General features: G+C 54.9%; 15 protein-coding genes. 2 read left to right on the top strand and 13 right to left on the bottom strand.

Going from position 1 to position 20,116, the window contains the following annotated elements; genetic code table 11:
* Positions 1–274 precede the first annotated feature (274 nt).
* Entirely contained in the window at positions 275–1,000 is a 726-nt protein-coding gene (locus tag BDE01S_RS00675) for a metal ABC transporter ATP-binding protein (protein WP_172459271.1), read from the top strand.
* A 64-nt stretch (positions 1,001–1,064) separates the two neighbouring features.
* Positions 1,065–1,940: a metal ABC transporter permease gene (locus BDE01S_RS00670; RefSeq protein ID WP_066075851.1), complete on the top strand. Its 876-nt coding sequence runs from the start codon at positions 1,065–1,067 to the stop codon at positions 1,938–1,940.
* A 167-nt stretch (positions 1,941–2,107) separates the two neighbouring features.
* Here the strand turns inward: BDE01S_RS00670 and BDE01S_RS00665 are convergent, their stop codons facing one another.
* The 13 genes from BDE01S_RS00665 to BDE01S_RS00605 all read right to left on the bottom strand — a co-directional run bounded on the left by BDE01S_RS00665 (position 2,108) and on the right by BDE01S_RS00605 (position 20,058).
* Positions 2,108–3,085, bottom strand: coding sequence for a class 1 fructose-bisphosphatase (locus BDE01S_RS00665; RefSeq protein WP_066075848.1), 978 nt, complete (start codon positions 3,083–3,085; stop codon positions 2,108–2,110).
* A 145-nt stretch (positions 3,086–3,230) separates the two neighbouring features.
* A complete protein-coding gene (locus tag BDE01S_RS00660) occupies positions 3,231–3,587 on the bottom strand; it encodes a hypothetical protein (RefSeq protein ID WP_066075845.1) in 357 nt (118 codons plus the stop codon).
* A gap of 95 nt (positions 3,588–3,682) precedes the next feature.
* Entirely contained in the window at positions 3,683–5,047 is a 1,365-nt protein-coding gene (locus BDE01S_RS00655) for a sodium-dependent transporter (RefSeq protein WP_066075842.1), read from the bottom strand.
* Positions 5,048–5,283: 236 nt separating this feature from the next.
* Positions 5,284–8,046, bottom strand: coding sequence for a M16 family metallopeptidase (locus tag BDE01S_RS00650; protein WP_066075839.1), 2,763 nt, complete (start codon positions 8,044–8,046; stop codon positions 5,284–5,286).
* Positions 8,047–8,137: 91 nt separating this feature from the next.
* Complete coding sequence (locus tag BDE01S_RS00645; protein WP_082790374.1) at positions 8,138–10,702, bottom strand: TonB-dependent receptor plug domain-containing protein; 2,565 nt, start codon at positions 10,700–10,702, stop codon at positions 8,138–8,140.
* Between the two features lie 472 nt (positions 10,703–11,174).
* Positions 11,175–12,842: an ABC transporter ATP-binding protein/permease gene (locus tag BDE01S_RS00640; protein WP_066075832.1), complete on the bottom strand. Its 1,668-nt coding sequence runs from the start codon at positions 12,840–12,842 to the stop codon at positions 11,175–11,177.
* Between the two features lie 400 nt (positions 12,843–13,242).
* Positions 13,243–14,133: an NAD(+) kinase gene (locus tag BDE01S_RS00635; protein ID WP_066075829.1), complete on the bottom strand. Its 891-nt coding sequence runs from the start codon at positions 14,131–14,133 to the stop codon at positions 13,243–13,245.
* A 59-nt stretch (positions 14,134–14,192) separates the two neighbouring features.
* A complete protein-coding gene (locus BDE01S_RS00630) occupies positions 14,193–14,765 on the bottom strand; it encodes a ubiquinone biosynthesis accessory factor UbiJ (protein WP_066075826.1) in 573 nt (190 codons plus the stop codon).
* A 116-nt stretch (positions 14,766–14,881) separates the two neighbouring features.
* Entirely contained in the window at positions 14,882–15,646 is a 765-nt protein-coding gene (locus BDE01S_RS00625; protein ID WP_066075823.1) for a Rossmann-fold NAD(P)-binding domain-containing protein, read from the bottom strand.
* A gap of 42 nt (positions 15,647–15,688) precedes the next feature.
* The gene (locus tag BDE01S_RS00620; RefSeq protein ID WP_066075820.1) at positions 15,689–16,291 is read right to left on the bottom strand and encodes an LOG family protein; all 603 of its coding nucleotides are present in this window, start codon (positions 16,289–16,291) and stop codon (positions 15,689–15,691) included.
* Positions 16,292–16,553: 262 nt separating this feature from the next.
* Positions 16,554–17,735 carry an LD-carboxypeptidase gene (locus tag BDE01S_RS00615; RefSeq protein ID WP_066075817.1) on the bottom strand — a complete coding sequence of 394 codons (1,182 nt, stop codon included), beginning with the start codon at positions 17,733–17,735 and terminating at the stop codon, positions 16,554–16,556.
* 199 nt (positions 17,736–17,934) lie between these two features.
* Positions 17,935–18,333 (bottom strand): HIT family protein, encoded by a 399-nt coding sequence (locus tag BDE01S_RS00610; RefSeq protein ID WP_066075814.1) that lies wholly within the window; start codon positions 18,331–18,333, stop codon positions 17,935–17,937.
* Positions 18,334–18,399: 66 nt separating this feature from the next.
* Complete coding sequence (locus BDE01S_RS00605; RefSeq protein WP_066075812.1) at positions 18,400–20,058, bottom strand: electron transfer flavoprotein-ubiquinone oxidoreductase; 1,659 nt, start codon at positions 20,056–20,058, stop codon at positions 18,400–18,402.
* Positions 20,059–20,116: the final 58 nt, after the last annotated feature.

Here is a 20,116-nt window from a genome sequence, read left to right as displayed (position 1 = left end):
GAATCGTCGGGCAAAAGTGCACGACCCACGGCAGATGGTTTTCAAAAAACATAACTGCCGTCTCTCTAACACCCCCTACCCCGCCCCTATACAATCATAATGTTATACTGTATCATCTACTTCCCTTTTCCATTCCGCCGTACGCCGCTGCGTGCGGCCGTCTGAAAGTCTGCATGATGAATTCCATTTTACTGACCGGGCTGCTCCAGCGCCTGCTGATTGCGCTGGCGGCGGCCGCTGCGATTTGGGGCCTGTATTTCTGGGCGGTCGGCTCATGAGCATCGTTATCGACAACCTGACCGTCAGCTACCGCCGCCGCCCGGCGGTGCATCATATCGATATGACGTTTGACGACCATTCGATGTGGGCGGTGTTCGGCCCCAACGGCGCGGGCAAGTCCACGCTGCTCAAAGCGGTGATGGGTTTGCAGCAGGCCGATACGGGCCATGTGCACTGGGTCGGCCTGCAGCGCAAAGACATTGCCTATCTGCCGCAGCAGTCGGAAATCGACCGCAGCCAGCCGATGACGGTATTCGAGCTGGCGGCTATGGGTTTGTGGTATGAAATCGGCTTTTTCGGCCGCGTCAACGCCGCGCAGCGCGAGCGCGTGTATGCCGCGCTGGAGCGGGTGGAGATGCGCGATTTTGCCGACCGGCAGATTGCCCATTTGTCCAACGGTCAGTTTCAGCGCGTGCTGTTTGCGCGTATGCTGGCACAAAATGCGAAATTCCTGCTGCTGGACGAGCCGTTTAACGCGGTCGATGCGCGCACGACTTATGCGCTGCTGGAGGTTTTGCGCCGCTGCCACCGCGACGGCCAGGCCGTGATTGCGGTATTGCACGATTACGAGCAGGTGCGCGCTTATTTTTCCCATACGCTGCTGCTGGCACGCGAAAAAATCGCCGCCGGCGCGACCGAAAAAGTTTTGACCGACGAATTTTTATCCCAAGCCAATGCTGCCGTGCAAAAGCAGGAATCCGCCGACTGGTGCGCGGCCTGATGCCGTCTGAATATGCCGCCCGGCAGCTGCCGATGCCCGCTTCTCCCAATTTTAAACACACGCTATGAATGCCTACGATTTGATTTTCTCGCCGTTTGTCGAGTTCGACTTTATGCGCTACGCGCTGGTATCGGTGTTTTGCCTGGCGCTGAGTGCGGCGCCGGTGGGCGTGTTTCTGGTGATGCGCCGCATGAGCCTGGTGGGTGATGCCTTGAGCCACGCGGTGCTGCCCGGTGCGGCGGTGGGCTATATGCTGGCGGGATTGAGCCTGCCGGCCATGAGCGCGGGCGGCTTTGCTGCGGGGCTGCTGATGGCACTGCTGGCTGGCTTGGTCAGCCGCTTTACCGGTTTGAAAGAAGATGCCAATTTCGCCGCATTTTATTTGTCCAGCCTGGCCGTGGGCGTGGTGTTGGTGAGCAAAAACGGCGACAGCGTCGATTTGTTGCACCTGCTGTTCGGCTCGGTATTGGCGGTCGATATCCCCGCCCTGCAGCTGATTGCCGCCGCCGCCAGCCTGACGGTGCTGCTGCTGGCGGTGATGTACCGCCCTTTGGTACTGGAGAGCATAGACCCGCTGTTTTTACAGGCAGTGGGCGGCAAAGGCGGCTTTTGGCATGTGCTGTTTCTGATTTTGGTGGTGATGAACCTGGTAGCCGGTTTTCAGGCATTGGGCACGCTGATGTCGGTCGGCCTGATGATGCTGCCGGCCATTACGGCGCGGCTGTGGGCAAAAAGCCTCGGTATGCTGATTGCGCTTGCGGCGCTGCTGGCGCTGCTGTGCGGCTTCGTCGGGCTGCTGTTTTCCTACCATGTCGAAATTCCGTCCGGCCCGGCCATTATTCTCTGCTGCGGCGCGCTGTATTTGGTGTCGGTGGTTTTCGGCTGGGAAGGCGGCGTGTTAACCAAATGGCTGCGGCGCAAGAAACACCGCGCGGCGTAAACGCTTGCGAATGTTTCTGCCTATCGGCTTGTTCCGCCCGAAAAAAGGCCGTCTGAAAATAGAGCCTATTTTCAGACGGCCTTTTTGATGCAAAATATAGTCGAAGAAAATAAGAATGAGACAAGGCGCAGCAACGCCGTATCATTCTTATTTTCAATGACTATACCTTATGCCTGCGCGTGCAGACGGGTCACATACGCCACTTCTTCCGCGCTGCCCATTACCACGGCCACGCGCTGATGCAGGCCCTCGGGCTGAATGTCGAGCATATCCTGCACGGCATTGCCGGCCGCGCCGCCCGCCTGCGCCATAATCAGGCTCATCGGATTGGCTTCATACATCAGGCGCAGCTTGCCCGGTTTGCTCAAATCGCGGGTATCTTGCGGATACATAAACACGCCGCCGCGCATCAGGATGCGGTGGATTTCCGCCACCATGCTGGCGACCCAGCGCATATTGTAGTTTTTGCCGCGCGGGCCGGTGTCGCCGGCCAAAAGTTCGTCGATATACTGCTGCATCGGCGCGAGCCAATGGCGGCGGTTGGACATATTAATGGCAAATTCTTTGGTCGCCGCGGGCACTTGCGGGTTTTCCTGGGTCAGCACGAATTCGTTTTGCTCATTGAGGGTAAACACGAATACACCGTGTTTCAAAGTAAACACCAGCTGGGTTTGCGGGCCGTAAAGCACATAGCCGCTGCCGGCCTGCGCGCTGCCTTTTTGCAGGAAAGACTGCGTATCCAACGCGCCTTCGGGCTTGGGCAGAATCGAGAAAATCGTGCCGACGGAAATGTTCACATCGATATTGGACGAGCCGTCGAGCGGGTCGAACAGCACCAGATAGCCGCCGTCGGGGTGCGCGGCCACAAACGTATCTTCTTCCTCACTCGCCAGCCCCGCCACATTGGCATCGGCCTGCAGCGCGGCAATCAGCATATCGTTGGCAATCACATCCAGCTTTTTCTGATCTTCGCCTTGCACATTGCCCGTACCTGCCATGCCGAGTACGCCCGAAAGCGCGCCCAGGCGGACTTTGGCGTTGATGTCGATACAGGCGGCGGCAACGGTTGCCAAGACGCTGCCAAGCTCGGCGGGAATGGCGTGTTGTTGCAGATGTTGCGGAAGAAATTGGGCTAAAGTAGTCATAACTGGCTCTTTTCTATTGTCAACGGTTAAATATATTTATCGAATAAAATCAGTAGGTTACTTAACCTTCCGATTAAAACAATATGGGAGTGCAGCCGCGCACCCAGGGCAATTCCGCCCTATTGCACGCTTTTTCAGACGGCCTTTAAGGCGCAGAAGCGGCGCGGCTGCCCGGCGTTATCATTTCTTTGGCACACGCCAGCGCGGCATCTTGGATTTTTGCGGCGGCCTCCTTACCGATTTCACCGCCCGCCAAAGCGGCCAAATCTCCGGCAGCCAGACTATCGGCCAACTTCTGCGCCGTACAGCCGCAAATCTGCCGCGCTTTTTCTTCGTCAAACAGCGGATGCCCCGAAGGCAGGCGGTTCATGCACTGCTCCTCGGCGACACTCACAAAGCCGCTGCGAACCTGCCGCTCAATGTTTTCCTGCAGGGCATCCGCCCCTTCCTGCCCGCAGCCGACCAATACGGCGGCCAGCGCGACCACAATCCAAATACGCATCTTATTGCCTGTTGTTGCAAATGTAAGGCATTGTAATTCAAAACCGCCGTTCAGGCCATGCAAAAGCCGTCTGAAAACAGACGGCTTTTCATGACTCAAAGCAGATTACTGAAGAAAATCAGCAAAATCACCAGCGGCACAATGTATTTCACATAATTGAACCAAATATTCACCGTGGCATGGTTGCCCTGATACAGCAATTCGTCTTTGGCCTCGTCTTTCATCACAAAGCCGACAAACAGCGCCGAACCCAGCGCGGTCAGCATAAACAGGATATTGCCGCTGATATAATCGAACGCATCAAAAATATTCATGCCGAACACCGATACCCCGCGCCACGGGCCGTAGCTCAAAATCGACGGAATATTGCCCAGCAGGAAAATCCCGCCCAACACCAGCGTAATCGCCATACTGCGGCGGATTTTGGTTTTCTCCTGAATGGTGGTAATCAGCACCTCGTAAATCGTCAGCGAAGTCGTCAGCGCCGCAATCAGCAGCAGGCTGAAGAAAATCACCGCAAACACAGGCCCCGCCCACATATGCGAAAACACAATCGGCAGGCTTTGGAACACCAGCGTCGGGCCGGAATCGGGCGCCACGCCGAAGCTGAAGAGCGACGGGAAAATCATAAAGCCCGCCAGTACCGCAATCACGGTATTGGTAACCGCCGTAATCACCGCCGTCTGCACCAGATTTTCGTTTTTATCCAAATAGCTCGACAACGTAATCATCACGCCGAAGCCCAGGCTTAGGGCAAAAAACACCTGCCCCAATACAAACACAAACAGCTCCGCCGTAACCTTGCTGAAATCCGGTTTCAGATAAAAAACAATCCCTTCCATCGCGCCCGGCAGCGTCACATTGCGGATCACCATCGCAATCAGAAACACAAACAGCAGCGGCATCAAATACTTGGCCGCCTTCTCAATCCCGCCAATCACACCTTTCACCAAAATCCACTGGTTCACCGCCACGAAAAGCAGCGTATAAAACGCGATGGCCCACGGGCTGTTTTCAATATGTTCGGTAAAAAACGCCTTAGTCAGCGCGCCGTCCACCGGCTGCGACACATCCAAGCCGCCGCCGATAATGTTGACGATATAGCTGATAACCCAGCCGCCCAGCACCATGTAATACGCCATAATGCCGAACGCGCCGAGCAGACCCATCCAGCCCACCAGCTTCCAGATTTTCGCCACCGGCCGGCCGTTCATCTCGCCGCCGAACGCATCGAGCGCATTCACCTTATGGCGGCGGCCAATCACGTTTTCCACCAAAATCATCGGAATGCCGATGACAAACATCGCGATACAGAATAAAAATACATAAGCGCCACCGCCGTTTTCACCGACCAAATACGGGAAACGCCAAGTAGCGCCGAAGCCGACCGTCGCGCCCGCCACGGTCAGAATATACGTCAAACGGCTCGACCAGGTTTGACGGGAAGGATTTGCAGACATCTTATTTCATCTTTGTCATACGGGAAGCATTTATTATACGCCGCCTTCTTAACCGTTTTTAACCAAAGCGAAAAAATAACAATGGGGAATATCCCTAAAAAATATTCAAAATAAAGATAATTTCTCTAGAATTTTTACTCTTTTACGCTGAAACAGGAAATCTGTTCTCTTGTATAGCGGGAAAAAAGCCGTCTGAAAATCTCCATTTTCAGACGGCTTTTTTCATGCCTATCCCCTTACTTCATGGGATCGGCAATCAACACGCGGCGGTTTTGCGGGTTCCACAATAATTGGGCGGTGTCCTGCAATTTTTCCACCGTGATGGCTTCGGGCAGTTTGTCCATTTCATTCAGATAACGCGCGTCACCGAAATGCTGCTCGCTCAATACCAAACGGTTGAGCCAGGTTTCGGGGTTTTTCAGACGGCCTTTTTCCTGCTCGACAAAGTTGCTGCGCAAAGGCGCGACTTGCTGTTCGGTGATGGTTTGCGGCAGTTTGGCCAGCGTGGTTTCGCCCAGCTTCCACAGTCCGTCGGCTTTGTCGGCGGTGGTAGTGAAGCGCAGTTCGCTTTCAACCCGATTGGTCTCGGGATTGAGTGTGGTTTCAAACTTCAGACTGTACACGCCCAACGCTTTGTCGCGCAATTCAGCTTTGAGCTGCTCGTAGGCCAAGGTGCGCAAAATGGCGGTTTGGGCGGCGGTTTGCGGCGACCATTTTTCATCGCTAAACGACCAGGCGGCGACATCGGTACGCGCTTCGGCGTTGACGTTTTGGCGCTCGACTTTGTCGCCGCTCAAGGCCTGATACGGCTTGGCGCTTTCAACCGGCTTGCGCTCGATGGCGGCCAGATACTGTTCGACCAATGGCTTGATTTTGCGCGGTTTTTGCGCAGTCAAAATATAGTAGGTGGTCGGTGCTTGACTGAGGCTTTGCCATTGTGCCAACAGTTGCGGCTCTTCGGTTTCTTCCAAATCCGTCTGCGTCGGCGACAGATAGGCTTTGCCGCCGAAGCGCAAATCGGTGACGGCTTTTTCTTTAGCCGCTCGGGAAGCGGTTTCATCCATGGTCAAACGGCGAATCATGGTCATAATCGCATCACGGTAATCTTCGCCCACTTGCGGCGTGGTGTAATAGGCTTGGTAAAGGCGGAACAGGTTTTCTGCTTCTTTATCGGCGGCACTGCCGTCCACTTTGCTATTGGTCGCATTCAGGCGCATATTCAGGCTGAGTTTGTGCTGTTTTTTCCACTCGTTCAACTGCTCGTTTGTCCAACCTTGCGGAGCGGACTGCCATACAATCTGCTGCGCCAGCTGCGATTGCCACGGATTGAGGTTGCTACTCATAAAGCCCGCCGCGCCGTAGGCTTGCAGATAAACCTTGCCGGCGGCCACGGGGTTTTGCAGCAGCACCACTTTATCGCCGTTTTGCAGCGTCCAACGGGTAATTTTCAATGATTGGTCGTAGCTTTCGGCAGTGATTTCGCCTTTTTTCGCTTTGGCGGTAAACGCGCCCTTGCCTGCTTCGGCTTTGGCTTGCAACGGCGGCAGTTGCGCGGTTTGCAGAGCGGCGGCTTCAGCTTCGATTTGTGCGGCGTTCGGAAAGCCTTTGATTTCGGTGAGGCTAGGCGCTTGGATTTGCACCAGCTTGTCATCAGCGTTCAGCCATTGTTGCAAACGCGCGGTAATTTCAGACGGCGTCAAGCGGTTTAACACCGGCTCGGCACTGGCAGCGTTTTGCGCTTGGGTACGTACCGGTTTGCCGTTTAAGGCGTTTTCGCTGACCAGTTGAATCGCATCGCCAAACGGCTCGGGCAGCGTGGTTTTCTGTTTCGCCCGTGCGATGGTGCTGCGCATGGTTTTCATGTAATCGTCAAACTCAGCCCGCGTGACCGGTGCACGCAAAATGCGTTCCCGCAGTTTCAAAATCTCCGTCAGGCCTTGGTTATGGCCGTCGGGGGTAACCGAAGCAACCAAGCCGATGGCGATGCTTTCGCGGCCGATATCACTTTTACGCGCGGTAATGGTGCTGACTGCTTTTGGCAGGTCTTTCAATTCGTTTTTCACACGCTGAGCCAGAATCCGTGCGGCAAAGCGGTCGACCATGCGCGCGCGCGTACCGGCCTCGCTGTCGTAAACCCGCGAGGGCGCGTCGTTTTGACGGAACAATACGGCTACGAAGCTGCCACCGCTGTCTTTATCCTGAAGCTGGTTGACGTGCCAGCCGTTTTGCAATACCGGCTCGTAATACGCACCGCTGCGGTCGGGCAGCTCGCCGGTTTTCAGACGGCCGAAATATTTTTCCAGCAACGGGCGTGCCTGCTCGGGCGTAATATCGCCGGAAATCATAACCTGCATATTGTTGGCTACGTACCAGCGGCGGTGGAAATCTTCCAATACATTGACCGGCGTGTTTTGAATGCTAGTTTGCGTGCCGATAATCGCATGGCGCGACTGGCGGCTGCCGCTGCGGATGACCTCGTTGCGCTTGCGGTTCATGCGCTCGGCCACGCCCAAACCGTTGCGCCATTCGGCCTCAATGATCTGCTGCTCTTTTTGCCAATCGGCCTGTGCAAACGGGCGTGGTGTCATCATCGCTGCGGCAGCTTTCAGCGTTTCATCCAACTGCACCTTGCCCTTGTTCGGGCTGAACATATACAGCGTGCGTTCGTAGTTGGTCATGGCATTGAAATTCGCGCCGCGCCGCCAGCCCTGCTGAATCAGCGTTTCGCCCACACCTTGCGGATAATCGGGTGCGGCGCGGAACACCATGTGCTCGACCATATGCGCCACGCCGATTTCAGACGTACCGTTTTCATCGCTCGCCCCCACGCCGACCTGCACGCGCACATCAACCCGCCCCGGCTCCGAGGGTACGTTTAACACATGGTACACCAGCCCATTATTCAGACGGCCTGTACTGTAGGTATTTTCAGCGTAAGCGCCGACGGCGACAGTCGATACCGCTGCGGCAAAGATGATTTGGGGGATAAAAGCATTCATAAGGTTTGAGGTCTTTTGTGAGTCGTTAAAAAGCATTTCAGACGGCCTAGGGAAACGTAAAGGCCGTCTGAAAATACCGCGTCATATAAAATTACCAGTTATAAGCAACACCCAGCCAGAAATTGCGCCCCATTTTATAGGTTTTGGTCGAGCTGGTGGTGCGCACAACGGCGCGTTTGTTGAATACGTTGTTGATATCCAAGGTAATGTCCAGCGACTGGTTGCGGACAGTCGGTTGTTTGTAGACAAAACGCCAGTCAACTAAGAACATGCTGCCGTTTTTCTGTGTATTGTACACATCGACTTCGCCGCCGTAATCTCCGCACACGCTCATCGAGCAGGCTACATTGTTTTCTTCAAGGTAGCGGTTTTTATAACCCGGGTTATAGCTGAAACGCTGGCTCCAATTCAGGCGCAGTTTCGGGAAATACGTGTTCAACGTGGCAAAGGCGCGCCAACGCTGATTGTAGTCCTCAGGAGGCAGGTCGCCGACATTCATCAGCTTGCCGTCGTAAATGACTTTTTCCACTCTATCCGCTTCGGCGTTCAAAGGGTCGTCATAAGTATTGCTGTTGGATTTACTGTCGCTGACTTGTACGCCCAAACTCCAATCGATATGGGCATATTTGGATTTCCACGCTTTTTCAGGGCGTACATCCAATGTGTAGCTGTCGTTTTTGCTCCAGCCCGAGTTAACCAACTCGCTAACACGGTCTGTACCCGTACCGGTGGTTTTGCGGGTCAGGCTGTTTTTACTGTGGCGGTTGACCCATTTGAACGTACCGACCACACCCGCGATATTTTGTTCAAAACCCAATACTTTTTCATCACTGTACGGCGTTTTGATGTCGCCCATGTGCCATTGGCCGACACCTGATTCCAAGCCCTCGATAGAATCTACCCACGCCTGCGGAACATTGGCAAGCAGTGTACGGGTTTGGTCGGTATAGCTGTTAATGCCTTCGCGCAGTTTGTACGCCAGCATGGAATTGGTGTAATAGCGGTTGAAACCGCCGAACAGACGGGTTTTCTTGTTACCGAACACGTCATACGAAGTAGAGAAGCGCGGGGCAAAATCGGTATTGCCGGTAAACTGGCTGTGGTCGGCGCGCACGCCCAGCGATGCTTCCCAGTTTTTCCACTTCAGACGGTCTTCCGCATAAGCAGAATAAGTATTGTCATCGGCCTTATTGGTCATGGCTTTATACAAACGGCGGGCGCGGGCATATTGTTCGCCGTCGATACAGGCATCTGCGCCGTTACACACCACACGGTTTGAAGCGATATAAGTACGGTTGTTGGCCACATCATTAAAGCGGCGGTATTTACCCGAGGCAAAATCAGCTTTCCAACCGAAAATCAGATTGTGTTTTAACGCGCCGGTATCAAATTTTAGGCCACTGAAATCCTGCTTCAGGGTGAAGGTGCGTTTTTCGGTTTCATAACTGCCGTAGCCGCCCTCATTGGTCGTCGCATTACTTGCCGCACGCCAACCGATGCTGTCGGTACGGCGGTAAATATTGTAGTTGCTGCCGTCGTGGGTAATCTTATCGCCGGTTTCCTTATAGCCCGCATAACTTTCCATACGCAGGCCGTTGTCGAATTCTTTATCCCATTTCACGTCAAACTGATAACCGCCACCCTGATTGGTAAAGTTACCGTTATACACATTGCCTTTGGCCAGCTTGAATTCGTGCGGCGCGTACATGGCGGTAAACTTCCACACATCACCGTTTTCCGGCAGATAGGTCGAGCGCAACAGATAGGTTTCACTCAAGCGCTTGGTGTTGGTGCTGTACGTACCTTCCGCAACCGTCGCTTGGTCGGCGGGACGCAGCTGGGAATGACGGAACGGGATATCCGATTCGCTGCGGTTGTAAGAGAACAATACCGCCAACTTATCGTTCAAAGGCTGATTGATGGTCGCACTATATTGCTGTTTGCGGAATTGCGGTTGGGCGGAATATTTGCTGGCTTCGTTAAACTCTTCTTCCCTACCCTCTTGGATATGGAACTCAGCCCATTCATCGCGTGTGGTGCGGTATGAGATTCTGCCACTGGCTTTCTTGACATCGGCATCAATCAAATTGGCCACCACCACGCCGCCGGTAAACTGACCGTGTTTGGCCGACACGTTGCTGTCGAATACCTCAAGATTTTTAACCAAGCCGGAATCCAAATAAAACGACTGCGTACCGCCGGCCGGCAGCTCATACGGATTCAAGCCCTGCTCATGATTGGCATTGCTGCCGCCCCCGCCTTGCGCGGGATTGATGTTGTCGTTGTTGGACATACCATTGACGACAAAATTATTGTTGTAAAACTTCTCACCGTGAAATGAAACTTCGTCCGGAGAAATCTCACCCGCCGACAACGAGCTGCCCGCATTATTGGAAAAACGAACATTCACGTTATCCCGCAATAAATCAGTCAGATTACCGTTACCGGTCGGCTGGTTTTGAATATCTTGCTGAGTCACCGTTTGCGTACCGATTTGCTGGCTGAACGGACTGCCGTACACCACAATCTCATTTAAATTATGTACGACTTCGGCCTGCCGGCTGTCAGAGGCCGTCTGAACATCATCCTCTTCAGCCAAAGCATAAGGGGTAGAAAACGCGGCAGCCAGGGCCAGCATCATTGTGGTCGGTTTCATGGTGTGAAATCTCTAATCAACTCGGTTAATCATGCGCCGTTTCAGACGGCTTATCGGTATGCGGAAAAAACTGATATTTTCCGGAACAAAATTTACGCAAATTTATCACTAATTGATATTGCTTATCAATTAGATTTTTATTATCTACCAAAATAAAAATAATTACTTTATGCTGATTTTTTAATATGTTGTTTTATTTGGGCTTTCTTTTTTAAAAGATGAGTTTTAAATGTATTTTATTTACAACAGTTCCCGCAGGGCGGGCACTGTTGCCTGCCTACTCTTACCCAAGCCGTCTGAAAGTATTGTCGGGCAAAAGTGTCCGAGCTACCATTTGCCGTCTGAAATGTTGGATAGACCACCCAAGTGATGTAATCCGACGGTAAAAATGCAAAATTTAATGCTTTTAAAAGCATCTAAAAAAGCCGTCTGAAAAATATTTTTCAGACGGCCTTGATTCTGTCTACCCCGCTCAAGCAGCTTTAAATGCGCTCAAGTCCAACACCTCATCATACATATCCGCCAATTCCGGCTGATGGCTGACAATAACGACGGTGGTATGCGGTAATTTTTCTTTCAGCAGGTTCAACAAATAACGTGCAGACTGCATATCCAGCGCCGAAGTGTTTTCATCGAGATAGAGATAATCGGGCTGAATCAACAAGGCGCGGGCAATGGCAATGCGCTGCTGCTCGCCGGCAGAGAGCGTTTGCGCCCAGTTTTGCGCTTTGTGCAAATCGTGCTGCCATTTTTCCAAACCGACTTCGGCCAGTAATTCGTGATACACGCGGTCGTCGTGGATATGGGTATCGGGGTAGCTGAGGATTTCTGCGAGCGTACCGCTGCCGAGGTAGGTGCGTTGCGGCAGCAGCAGGCTGGTGCCTTTCGGCGCCTGCCATGCACCGTCGTAATCCGCCCACAGGCCGCCGATGGTGCGCAGCAGTGTGGATTTGCCCAAGCCGCTGCGTCCGGCCAATTGCGTCCATTTTTGCGGGCTGATTTTGGCGCGCACATTGCTCAAAATGGCTTCGCCGTTCGGCGTATAAATATTCAGGCCGTTGATTTCAAGGCCGTCTGAAAGCGGCGCGGGCTTATCGTTGTCCTGCTCGGTCAGGATGTTTTCACGGAATTGGTGCAGACGCTGCACGGTCGCACTCCACTCCGGCAAAATGGTATAGGCAAACACAAACCAGCTCAATGAGTTAAACACCGCACCAAACGCGCTGCGAATCTGCATCAGCCCGCCCAACGTAATGGCCTTGGCCATAAACAACGGTATGCTCGCCAACACCGGCAGCATCAGCGAAAAGCGGTCGTACGCGGTGGTGAAAAAACCCAAATTACGCTCGCGGTTCATCAACAAACGCCAGTTGCCGATAATTTCGTTAAACTCGCCGCGCAAAGTAGCTCGCTCGCGGCTTTCGCCGTGATACAGCGCGATTTGCTCGGCATTATCGTTTTTACGCACCAATGAAGCACGGAAATCTGCCTCGAATTTTTGCTGGCGGTAGTTTAACTCGTGCAGTTTTTTACCGATGACCTGGGTGAAAATACTGCCGAATAAGGCGTAGACCACCGCAATCCACACCAAATAACCGGTAACGGTAATGTCATGCCCCATGATGTTAAACGTATGCGTACCCGACAGTTTCCACAAAATCGCAATAAACGAATACAGTTGCGCCAGATTGGTCAGCAGCGAGATAAACAGCTCGATGGTGCGCGAAACAAAAATATTCACATCTTCGGCAATCCGCTGGTCGGGGTTGTCCGTGATCTGTTTCAGCGCAATGCGGTAAAACGCCCGCTTTTCCAGCCAATCGCCCAGCAGCCGTTCGGTCAAATGCGAGCGCCAGCGGATAATCAGTAGTTTGCGCAGCCAGCCGCGATACACAGCCGCCACCACGAAAACAGCCACATAAACCAAATATTCCTGAATCAATACATACAGCTTATCCGCCTGAAACGCCTCCAGCGTATCGTAAAACGACTTGCTCCATTCGTTAATCCGCACATTGATTTCCACCACGCCGAAGCCCAACGCCACCAATACGATCAACACCACCCAAGACAGTATATTATCTTTGCGCCACCAGTAATCTTTAAGAAACCATTTGAATTGTTTGAGAATTTTAAGCATTATGACATATCTCTGTTTTGGATTTTTTTAAACTCGGAAAATGAGAATGATATTCAAAAATATATTATACGCCTTTCATTCAGATGAGTTGAATTTTTTCGAATAGCCTTTCCACCATAGCAACCTACCTGAAAGAAAAGTACTCATTAAAGCTAATGGCCGTTTAGAATGGTAAGAATCGCTGAAATCCCCTAGCTGAAGTACTTTCAGCGATTTTTACCAATGTGTGTCAACTTGGTGTTTAATAAAGGAGAATGGGATAAAAAATCATCCTAAATGTCCATTAAACCCCGAAACAGGAAATCCATTCCCCTACATAACGGGAAAAGCCGTCTGAAAATCTCCATTTTCAGACGGCTTTTTTTTAAATTTACACACACCCGCGCAGGTCTTTCATTTATCACACCAACTGCTCGCCCCAATGCAGCTTCTGGCGCAGCGTGCGGTAATACTGGTAATCAGTCGGATGCAGCACGCGCAGCGGGTTGTGGTAGCGGCGGATAATCAGGCGGTCGAGGTTTTGGATATCGAGAAACGACTGCCCGTCGAAATGCACGCGCGCGTCGCCGCTTTTGGTCACCAATACTTCGATTTCGCTGCTGTCGGACACCGCAATCGGGCGGTTGGTCATCGACTGCGGGCAAATCGGCACCAAAGTCACCACCCGCGATCCGGCCTGCAAAATCGGCCCGCCCGCCGCCAGCGCATAAGCCGTCGAGCCGGTGGGCGTGGACACAATCAGGCCGTCCGAGCGCTGCGTATAGACAAACTCGCGGTTGATAAACACTTCAAACTCAATCATCTGCCCTGCCCCGCCGCGCGAAAGCACGCAATCGTTCAGAGCCAGCGAGCGTTCGCACACCTCGCCGTCACGCACCAGCTCGATTTCCAGCAAAATCCGCTCTTCCGGCAGATATTTGCCCTCCAAAATCGGCTTTAAGCCCTCGGTCATGTTTTCATGCGAAATCTGGGTCAGAAAGCCCAAATGCCCCTGGTTGATACCAATCATGGGCACGGCACGCGGCGCGACTTCCCGCGCCACGGAAAGAAACGTACCGTCGCCGCCCAACACCACCACCAAATCGCAGGTTTTACCCAAATCGGCTTTGGCGGCTGCGCGGCAGCGGGCGATATCCTCAGGCAGCAGCGCCTGCTCGCCGACGCTCTGCTCGTCGAGATAAATGCCGAAACCTTCGCGCTGTAAAAAATCAATCAGCCGATGCGCGGTATGCTCGATGCCGGGCGTATTCGGGCGGGTTACGATGCCGATGTTGCGAAACGGGCTTTTCATGCGGGGCACTCCAAATCGCAGGCCGTCTGAAAACGGCACGCGGTCAAATGCAAACGGGGTCAGTCTATCCAGATATCGCGCTCGAGGCGGTCGAGGCGGGCATTGAGGCGGGCCACGTCGTCGCGCAGCCGGTCCACTTCTTCCAACCAGGCCGCCAACGTTTCCTGATCAATCACGGGCGATTCCGGCTCGCGGGAAAACTCGCTCATCTGCTCGGCCAGGCTCAGGCCGATTTGGCGCACGGTTTGGCCGATTTGCGCGGCGCGGCTGCCGATGTCCGCGCCGGCGGCTTCGCCGAACAGACGGTTCAAATCCTGATGGGCGTCGTAGCGCAACGCGCCGAAAATCGGCAGCAGCGCCATGCCCAACACCAAATCGCCGCTCAAGGCGATGTCGCCCACGCCGGGCTGGCGGCCTTGCAGGATTTTGGGAATGGCGCTGCTGCGGAAGCTGATTTCGGCATCCGGCTCGGCATCGCTGCATTCCAAAAAGCCTTCCCCGCCAATCTGCCCCTGCAGGCGGAAGCCCGCCATGTCCACGCGCAGACGCTTGCCGGCAAAGGCTGACAAAGCCTGCCGATGCTCGGGGTTTTGCTGAATCAGGTGGTTGATGATGGGGATTAAGGCGGACATGCGTATTTTCCTGAGGCCGTCTGAAAAAAACGATTTTACAGGCTTATCACGCGGAAATATAGTTGTTTCGTCAGATTGCCGCCGCTCGGCAGGCGGCAGGTCGTACACGTTTTGTATCAGGCATACAGGCTGGTTACGATTTTTCCGTCCGTGCGGTCTGCCGGGTCGAAATCGGGCGCACTCAGGCCGAGTTTGGCCGCTTCGGCGGTATAGAATTCGGCGCGTGTCGGATGCGCGGGTTCGACGATATTGCGTAAGCGTTTGCCCTGCGGATTTAAGGCCGTCTGAAACAGGGCTTCTACCGCCAAATCCCGATGCAGCATATTCACCGGCCGCGCGCCGCCGCCCAGCCTGCCCCGCCCGGACAGGCGGCTGACGGGGTGGCGTTCGGCGCAATACAGGCCGCCCAGCCGCAAAATATCGATATGGGGAATGCGGCTCGCCCAAAACAAGGCTTCCGCCGCCAAAATCTGCCGCGCCGCTTCGGTTTGCGGCTCGGGCGGCGTGTGCTCGTCGCACAAGCGCGCGCGTTCGCCATATACGCTGGTGCTGCCCGTCAACACGATATGCTGCACGCCCGACTGCTCCGCCAGCGCCAACCAGCGGCGCAACGTACCCGCGTAATCCTGCAGCGCCGAGGGCGGCAGCAGGCAGAACCAGGTGGTTTTATCCGCCCAACGCTGCCAAAAAGCCGTCTGAAAAACCGCAGGGTCGTTCAAATCCGCCGCTTCCAAGTCCAGCGGCAGATTGACATCGTCGGAGCTGATGCGGCGTTTGAGCGCGGACACGGCACCGCCCTGCTCGTAAATTTTCTGCGCCAGCGGGCGGCCGAGATAGCCGAAGCCAAGAATGCCGCAGCGCAAAGCCTGATGTGTCGTCATATCGTATTCCTTTCGGCGCGTGTCGTGAAACGACGGCTTTTTTCAGACGGCCTGCTGCTTCACCCATTCCGGCTCGACCCATTTGGGCGCGTCCACAAAGCGGTAATCGGCCATTTTCTGCAGCAGCGCCTGCGGTGTGTCCGCCTCGCACAACAGATTTAAATTGGCCTGCGGCATAAAGCCCGCATCGGCGGTTTGCCGCATCAGCGCCAGCAGCGGATCGAAAAAGCCGCCAATATTCAAAATGCCCACGGGCTTGCTGTGGCGGCGCAGCTGCGCCAGCGACAAGACTTCAAACAATTCTTCGTAGGTGCCGATGCCGCCGGGCAGCGCGATAAAGGCGTCGGCCAGCTCAATCATTTTGTTTTTGCGGGTCGCCATATCGGGCGTTTCCAGCAAATCGCTCAAGCCCGGATGCGCCACTTCTTTTTCGCGCAGAAAAGTCGGAATCACGCCGACCACTTCGCCGCCCGCTGCCAAGGCGGCATCGGCCACCGCGCCCATCAGGCCGATTTTGCCGCCGCCGTACACCAGGCGGCTGCCGCGCTGCGCCAGCTCGCGGCCGGTTTCCTGCGCGGCGCGGACGTAATCGGGCGAGTTGCCCAAATTCGAGCCGCAATAGACGGCCACTGATTTTAAGGTCATGTTTCTGCTCCTGTGCTGTGTGTGGCGGCATTATCCCCAAAGCGAACTGTTCAGCCGGATTATAGACTGACACTAGCGCGTTTTCCCAGTTTGGGAACAGCCTGAAATTTTATTAAAAAACTTAAACTTCCCTGCGCGGGAATGACGTCACTAAAAAAATTAACTTTTTTGCAAAGTTCGCAACCTGCTCAGTACTTTTTGTATCCATTCACAATCAACAAAGGCCGTCTGAAAATCGGTTTTCAGACGGCCTTGCTGCGGATTATTCCGTGATTTCTTCGATGATGCCGCCAAAAGACGAGCCGTCGAACACCGGCATAGGCGGCGGCAGCAGACTGTCCAAATTCAGGCCGGCGGCGTTCAGGGTCGGATAGCCGCTGAAGGTCACCGAATAGCCGCCGCTGCCGTTGCTGCGGATTTTGGCGTGTGCGCCCAGCGGGAAAGTGGCTTTATTGGTGATGTGGCCGAACGGGAAACCGGTCAGCACGGGCACGCGCGTGACGCGGCTGATGTGGTTGGCGACGGCGGGCAGGTCGTAGCTCGAATCGTAAGTATCGCGGATGGTGCCCATGCGGAAATCGCCAAGCACGATGGCACGCTGCTTCTGCAATACGCCGCCCAGATACAGCGTGTTGAGCATACGCTCGATGCGGTAAGGTTGCTCGCTCACGTCTTCCAAAAACAGGATGCCGCCCGGCACATCGGGCAGATAAGGCGTACCCGCCAGCGATGCCAATACGCTCAGATTACCGCCCCACAGCGTGCCTTCTACGTTGACATCACTGCGCTGGATGGTGTGCACATCGATGGTGTTGGTGCGCTCTGTGGTGCCGCGGATAAACGAATCCATGGTAAACGTGCTCAACTCGGGGCGGCCGAATTCGCTGTACACCATCGGCCCGGCGAAGCTCATCATATTGCCTTTGGCCAAGAGCGCCAGCTGGATGGCACACACGTCGCTGAAGCCGAAAAACAGCGTACCTTTTTCGCGCATCCGTGCGCCCAGCGATGCGAAGTCGATGGCGGGCAGCAAACGCGCCGCACCGTAGCCGCCGCGCATCCCCATCAGCACTTTCGGCGTGGCCACGCGGCCGGTCGCTACGGCTTGGAAATCGGCGGCGCGTTCGGCATCCGTACCGGCAAAACGCTGGTAGCGGCGCGAACCGGCCTGCTGGTTGGTCACCACAAAACCTGCGTTATACAGGCGCGTCAGGCCGAGGTTGAAGCGTTCGTAAGATTCGGCAAAGCCGGAGGGTGCGACAACGCGCAAAACGGTGTCGCCGGCGGCGGAAGTTTGTCGGGTCGGCACGGATTGGGCTTTCACAGAAGAAGTACGCACATTGGGTTTGGGAGCGGGCGTGCTGCCGCAGGCGGTCAGCAGGCCGGCGCCGGCTGCGGCAGCCGTGGCGCGGAGAAAGTGGCGGCGTGAAGGTTGCCAGGTCATGTCAAAATCCTTTTGTTTGCCAGCGCGGTTTTCAGACGGCCTGCGCCGCAGGAAGAATACCGCAAAAGCTGTTGAGTGTGTATATGATTGAATAAAATAAAAATATTGGCTGATATTGGCTGCATTTTCTGCAATATCAGCCGCTCAGGCCGTCTGAAAAATGCCGTCTGCAACGGCGCGGCTGCGTGTCGTCGTCTTATCAAGCCAGCAGTGCTTTCACCTGCGCCGTCCAATCTTCGGGCAGCGTCATCTCATGGCTGCGTACGGGCGGCGCCCAAATCGGCGCGGGGAAAGATGCGTCGTTTTCAAAACGCGCAATCACGTGCCAATGCAGGTGCGGCACAACGTTGCCCAAGCTGGCCAAATTGATTTTGGCGGGCTGCAAAACGCGGCGCATCGCGGCTTCAACGCGGTACACCGCTTCCATCAGCTCCGCGCGTTCTGCCGCATTCAGGTCGGTCATTTCGGCAACGTGGCGCTGCCAAATCACCCGGCAAAATGCGGGCGAACCGGCTTCGTTGTGCACGGCAATCACGCGCAGATTCGGGGTTTGCAGCAACACGTCTTCGTGTTCCGCATGGCAGATGGGGCAAGTCATGCTTCAGCTCGCTGGATAAATGAAGTATTTTAAACGAAAAAGCCGTCTGAAAAACAGGCTACTAACTTACATCGCACCGTAGTTCGGGCCGCTACCGCCCTCGGGGCAGACCCATACGATGTTTTGCGTCGGGTCTTTGATGTCGCAGGTTTTGCAGTGCACGCAGTTGGCGGCGTTAATCCGCAGCTTGGGCGCGCCGCCCTCTTCTACGATTTCATACACGCCCGCCGGGCAATAGCGGGTTTCCGGCGAAGCGTATTCCCGATAGTTCACATCCATCATCACCTGAGGATTTTTCAGGGTCAGATGGTCGGGCTGGCTTTCTTCGTGGGCTGTATTGGCAAGAAACACACTGCTCAAGCGGTCAAACGTCAATACACCGTCGGGTTTGGGATAATCAATCGGGCGGCAGTCGGCGGCTTTTTTCAGCGCTTCGTTGTCCCGGCCGTGATGCTTGAGCGTCCAGGGTGCTTTGCCTTTAAACAAAACTTGGTCGATGCCGGTATAAATCGAAGCGGCATACACGCCCCATTTGAAAGACGGGCGCACGTTACGCGCGGCGTAAAGCTCTTCATACGCCCAGCTCTGCTCAAACAGGCTGCGGTAACGCGCCGCTTCTTTGCCGCTGCTGCATTCGCTTTCCGACAAATCCGCCAATTCGGGGAAAACCGCTTCGGCGGCCAGCATACCCGATTTCATGGCAGTGTGGATGCCTTTGATGCGCGGCATATTCAGAAAGCCGGCCGCGTCGCCGACCAATACGCCGCCGCGAAACGCCAATTCGGGCAGGCTCTGCAGGCCGCCCTCCACCAGCGCGCGCGCGCCGTAGGCAAGACGGCGGCCGCCTTTGAAGGTATCGCGCACGGCGGGATGGGTTTTAAAGCGTTGGAATTCTTCAAACGGCGACAGATAGGGATTTTGGTAATCCAGGCCGACCACAAAGCCGACGGCGATTTTGTTGTCGTCGAGATGGTAGATAAACGAGCCGCCGTAGGTGCGGCTGTCGAGCGGCCAGCCTGCGGTATGCACCACCAGACCGGGTTGGCAGTTTTCAGACGGCACTTCCCAGATTTCTTTGATACCCAGGCCGTAGGTTTGCGGCTGGCTGTGTTTATCCAGCGCAAAACGTTCGATGATTTGCTTGCTCAGCGAGCCACGGCAGCCTTCGGCGAAGACGGTTTGCTGCGCCCACAATTCCATGCCGGGCTGGAACATTTCGGTCGGCTCGCCGTCTTTGCCCACGCCCATATTGCCGGTGGCGATGCCTTTGACCGAGCCGTCTTCGTGATACAGCACTTCGGCGGCAGCAAATCCGGGGTAGATTTCCACGCCCAGCGCCTCGGCCTGCTCGGCCAGCCAGCGCACCAATGCGCCGATGCTGATGATGTAATTGCCGTGGTTGTTGAAATTCGGCGTAACCGGCAGCTTATAGGCTTTCTGCTCGGTCAGAAACCATACTTTGTCTTGCGTAACGCTGCGCGTTAAAGGTGCGCCGCGTTCCCGCCAATCGGGGAAAAGTTCGCCCAGCGCCAGCGGATCGATGACCGCGCCCGACATGGTGTGCGCGCCGACTTCCGAGCCTTTTTCCACCACGCAGACGCTGATGTCGCGCCCCGCCGCTTCGGCCAGCTGCTTGAGCCTGATGGCCGCACTCAAACCGGATGGGCCTGCGCCGACCACCACCACATCATACTGCATGCTGTCGCGCCCGATATTCTCTGTCATGACGGTTCCTATTTAATCTTTTTGTATTTAAAGCAAATCTTGAAATTATACCGTAAGA

The sequence above is a fragment of the Bergeriella denitrificans NBRC 102155 genome (assembly GCF_001592185.1).
Lineage (GTDB): Bacteria > Pseudomonadota > Gammaproteobacteria > Burkholderiales > Neisseriaceae > Neisseria > Neisseria denitrificans.
The sequence above is the reverse complement of the archived record's forward strand: the minus strand, read 5'-3'. Positions and strand labels throughout refer to the sequence as shown.

Bases quoted from the DNA above. Each gene is read 5' to 3' on its own strand.
- BDE01S_RS00655 (WP_066075842.1), bottom strand. From the start codon at position 5,047: ATGTCTGCAAATCCTTCCCGTCAAACCTGGTCGAGCCGTTTGACGTAT.
- BDE01S_RS00670 (WP_066075851.1), top strand. From the start codon at position 1,065: ATGAATGCCTACGATTTGATTTTCTCGCCGTTTGTCGAGTTCGACTTT.
- BDE01S_RS00660 (WP_066075845.1), bottom strand. From the start codon at position 3,587: ATGCGTATTTGGATTGTGGTCGCGCTGGCCGCCGTATTGGTCGGCTGC.
- BDE01S_RS00635 (WP_066075829.1), bottom strand. From the start codon at position 14,133: ATGAAAAGCCCGTTTCGCAACATCGGCATCGTAACCCGCCCGAATACG.
- BDE01S_RS00665 (WP_066075848.1), bottom strand. From the start codon at position 3,085: ATGACTACTTTAGCCCAATTTCTTCCGCAACATCTGCAACAACACGCC.
- BDE01S_RS00615 (WP_066075817.1), bottom strand. From the start codon at position 17,735: ATGACCTGGCAACCTTCACGCCGCCACTTTCTCCGCGCCACGGCTGCC.
- BDE01S_RS00645 (WP_082790374.1), bottom strand. From the start codon at position 10,702: ATGAAACCGACCACAATGATGCTGGCCCTGGCTGCCGCGTTTTCTACC.
- BDE01S_RS00605 (WP_066075812.1), bottom strand. From the start codon at position 20,058: ATGACAGAGAATATCGGGCGCGACAGCATGCAGTATGATGTGGTGGTG.
- BDE01S_RS00650 (WP_066075839.1), bottom strand. From the start codon at position 8,046: ATGAATGCTTTTATCCCCCAAATCATCTTTGCCGCAGCGGTATCGACT.
- BDE01S_RS00625 (WP_066075823.1), bottom strand. From the start codon at position 15,646: ATGACGACACATCAGGCTTTGCGCTGCGGCATTCTTGGCTTCGGCTAT.
- BDE01S_RS00630 (WP_066075826.1), bottom strand. From the start codon at position 14,765: ATGTCCGCCTTAATCCCCATCATCAACCACCTGATTCAGCAAAACCCC.
- BDE01S_RS00610 (WP_066075814.1), bottom strand. From the start codon at position 18,333: ATGACTTGCCCCATCTGCCATGCGGAACACGAAGACGTGTTGCTGCAA.
- BDE01S_RS00640 (WP_066075832.1), bottom strand. From the start codon at position 12,842: ATGCTTAAAATTCTCAAACAATTCAAATGGTTTCTTAAAGATTACTGG.
- BDE01S_RS00620 (WP_066075820.1), bottom strand. From the start codon at position 16,291: ATGACCTTAAAATCAGTGGCCGTCTATTGCGGCTCGAATTTGGGCAAC.
- BDE01S_RS00675 (WP_172459271.1), top strand. From the start codon at position 275: ATGAGCATCGTTATCGACAACCTGACCGTCAGCTACCGCCGCCGCCCG.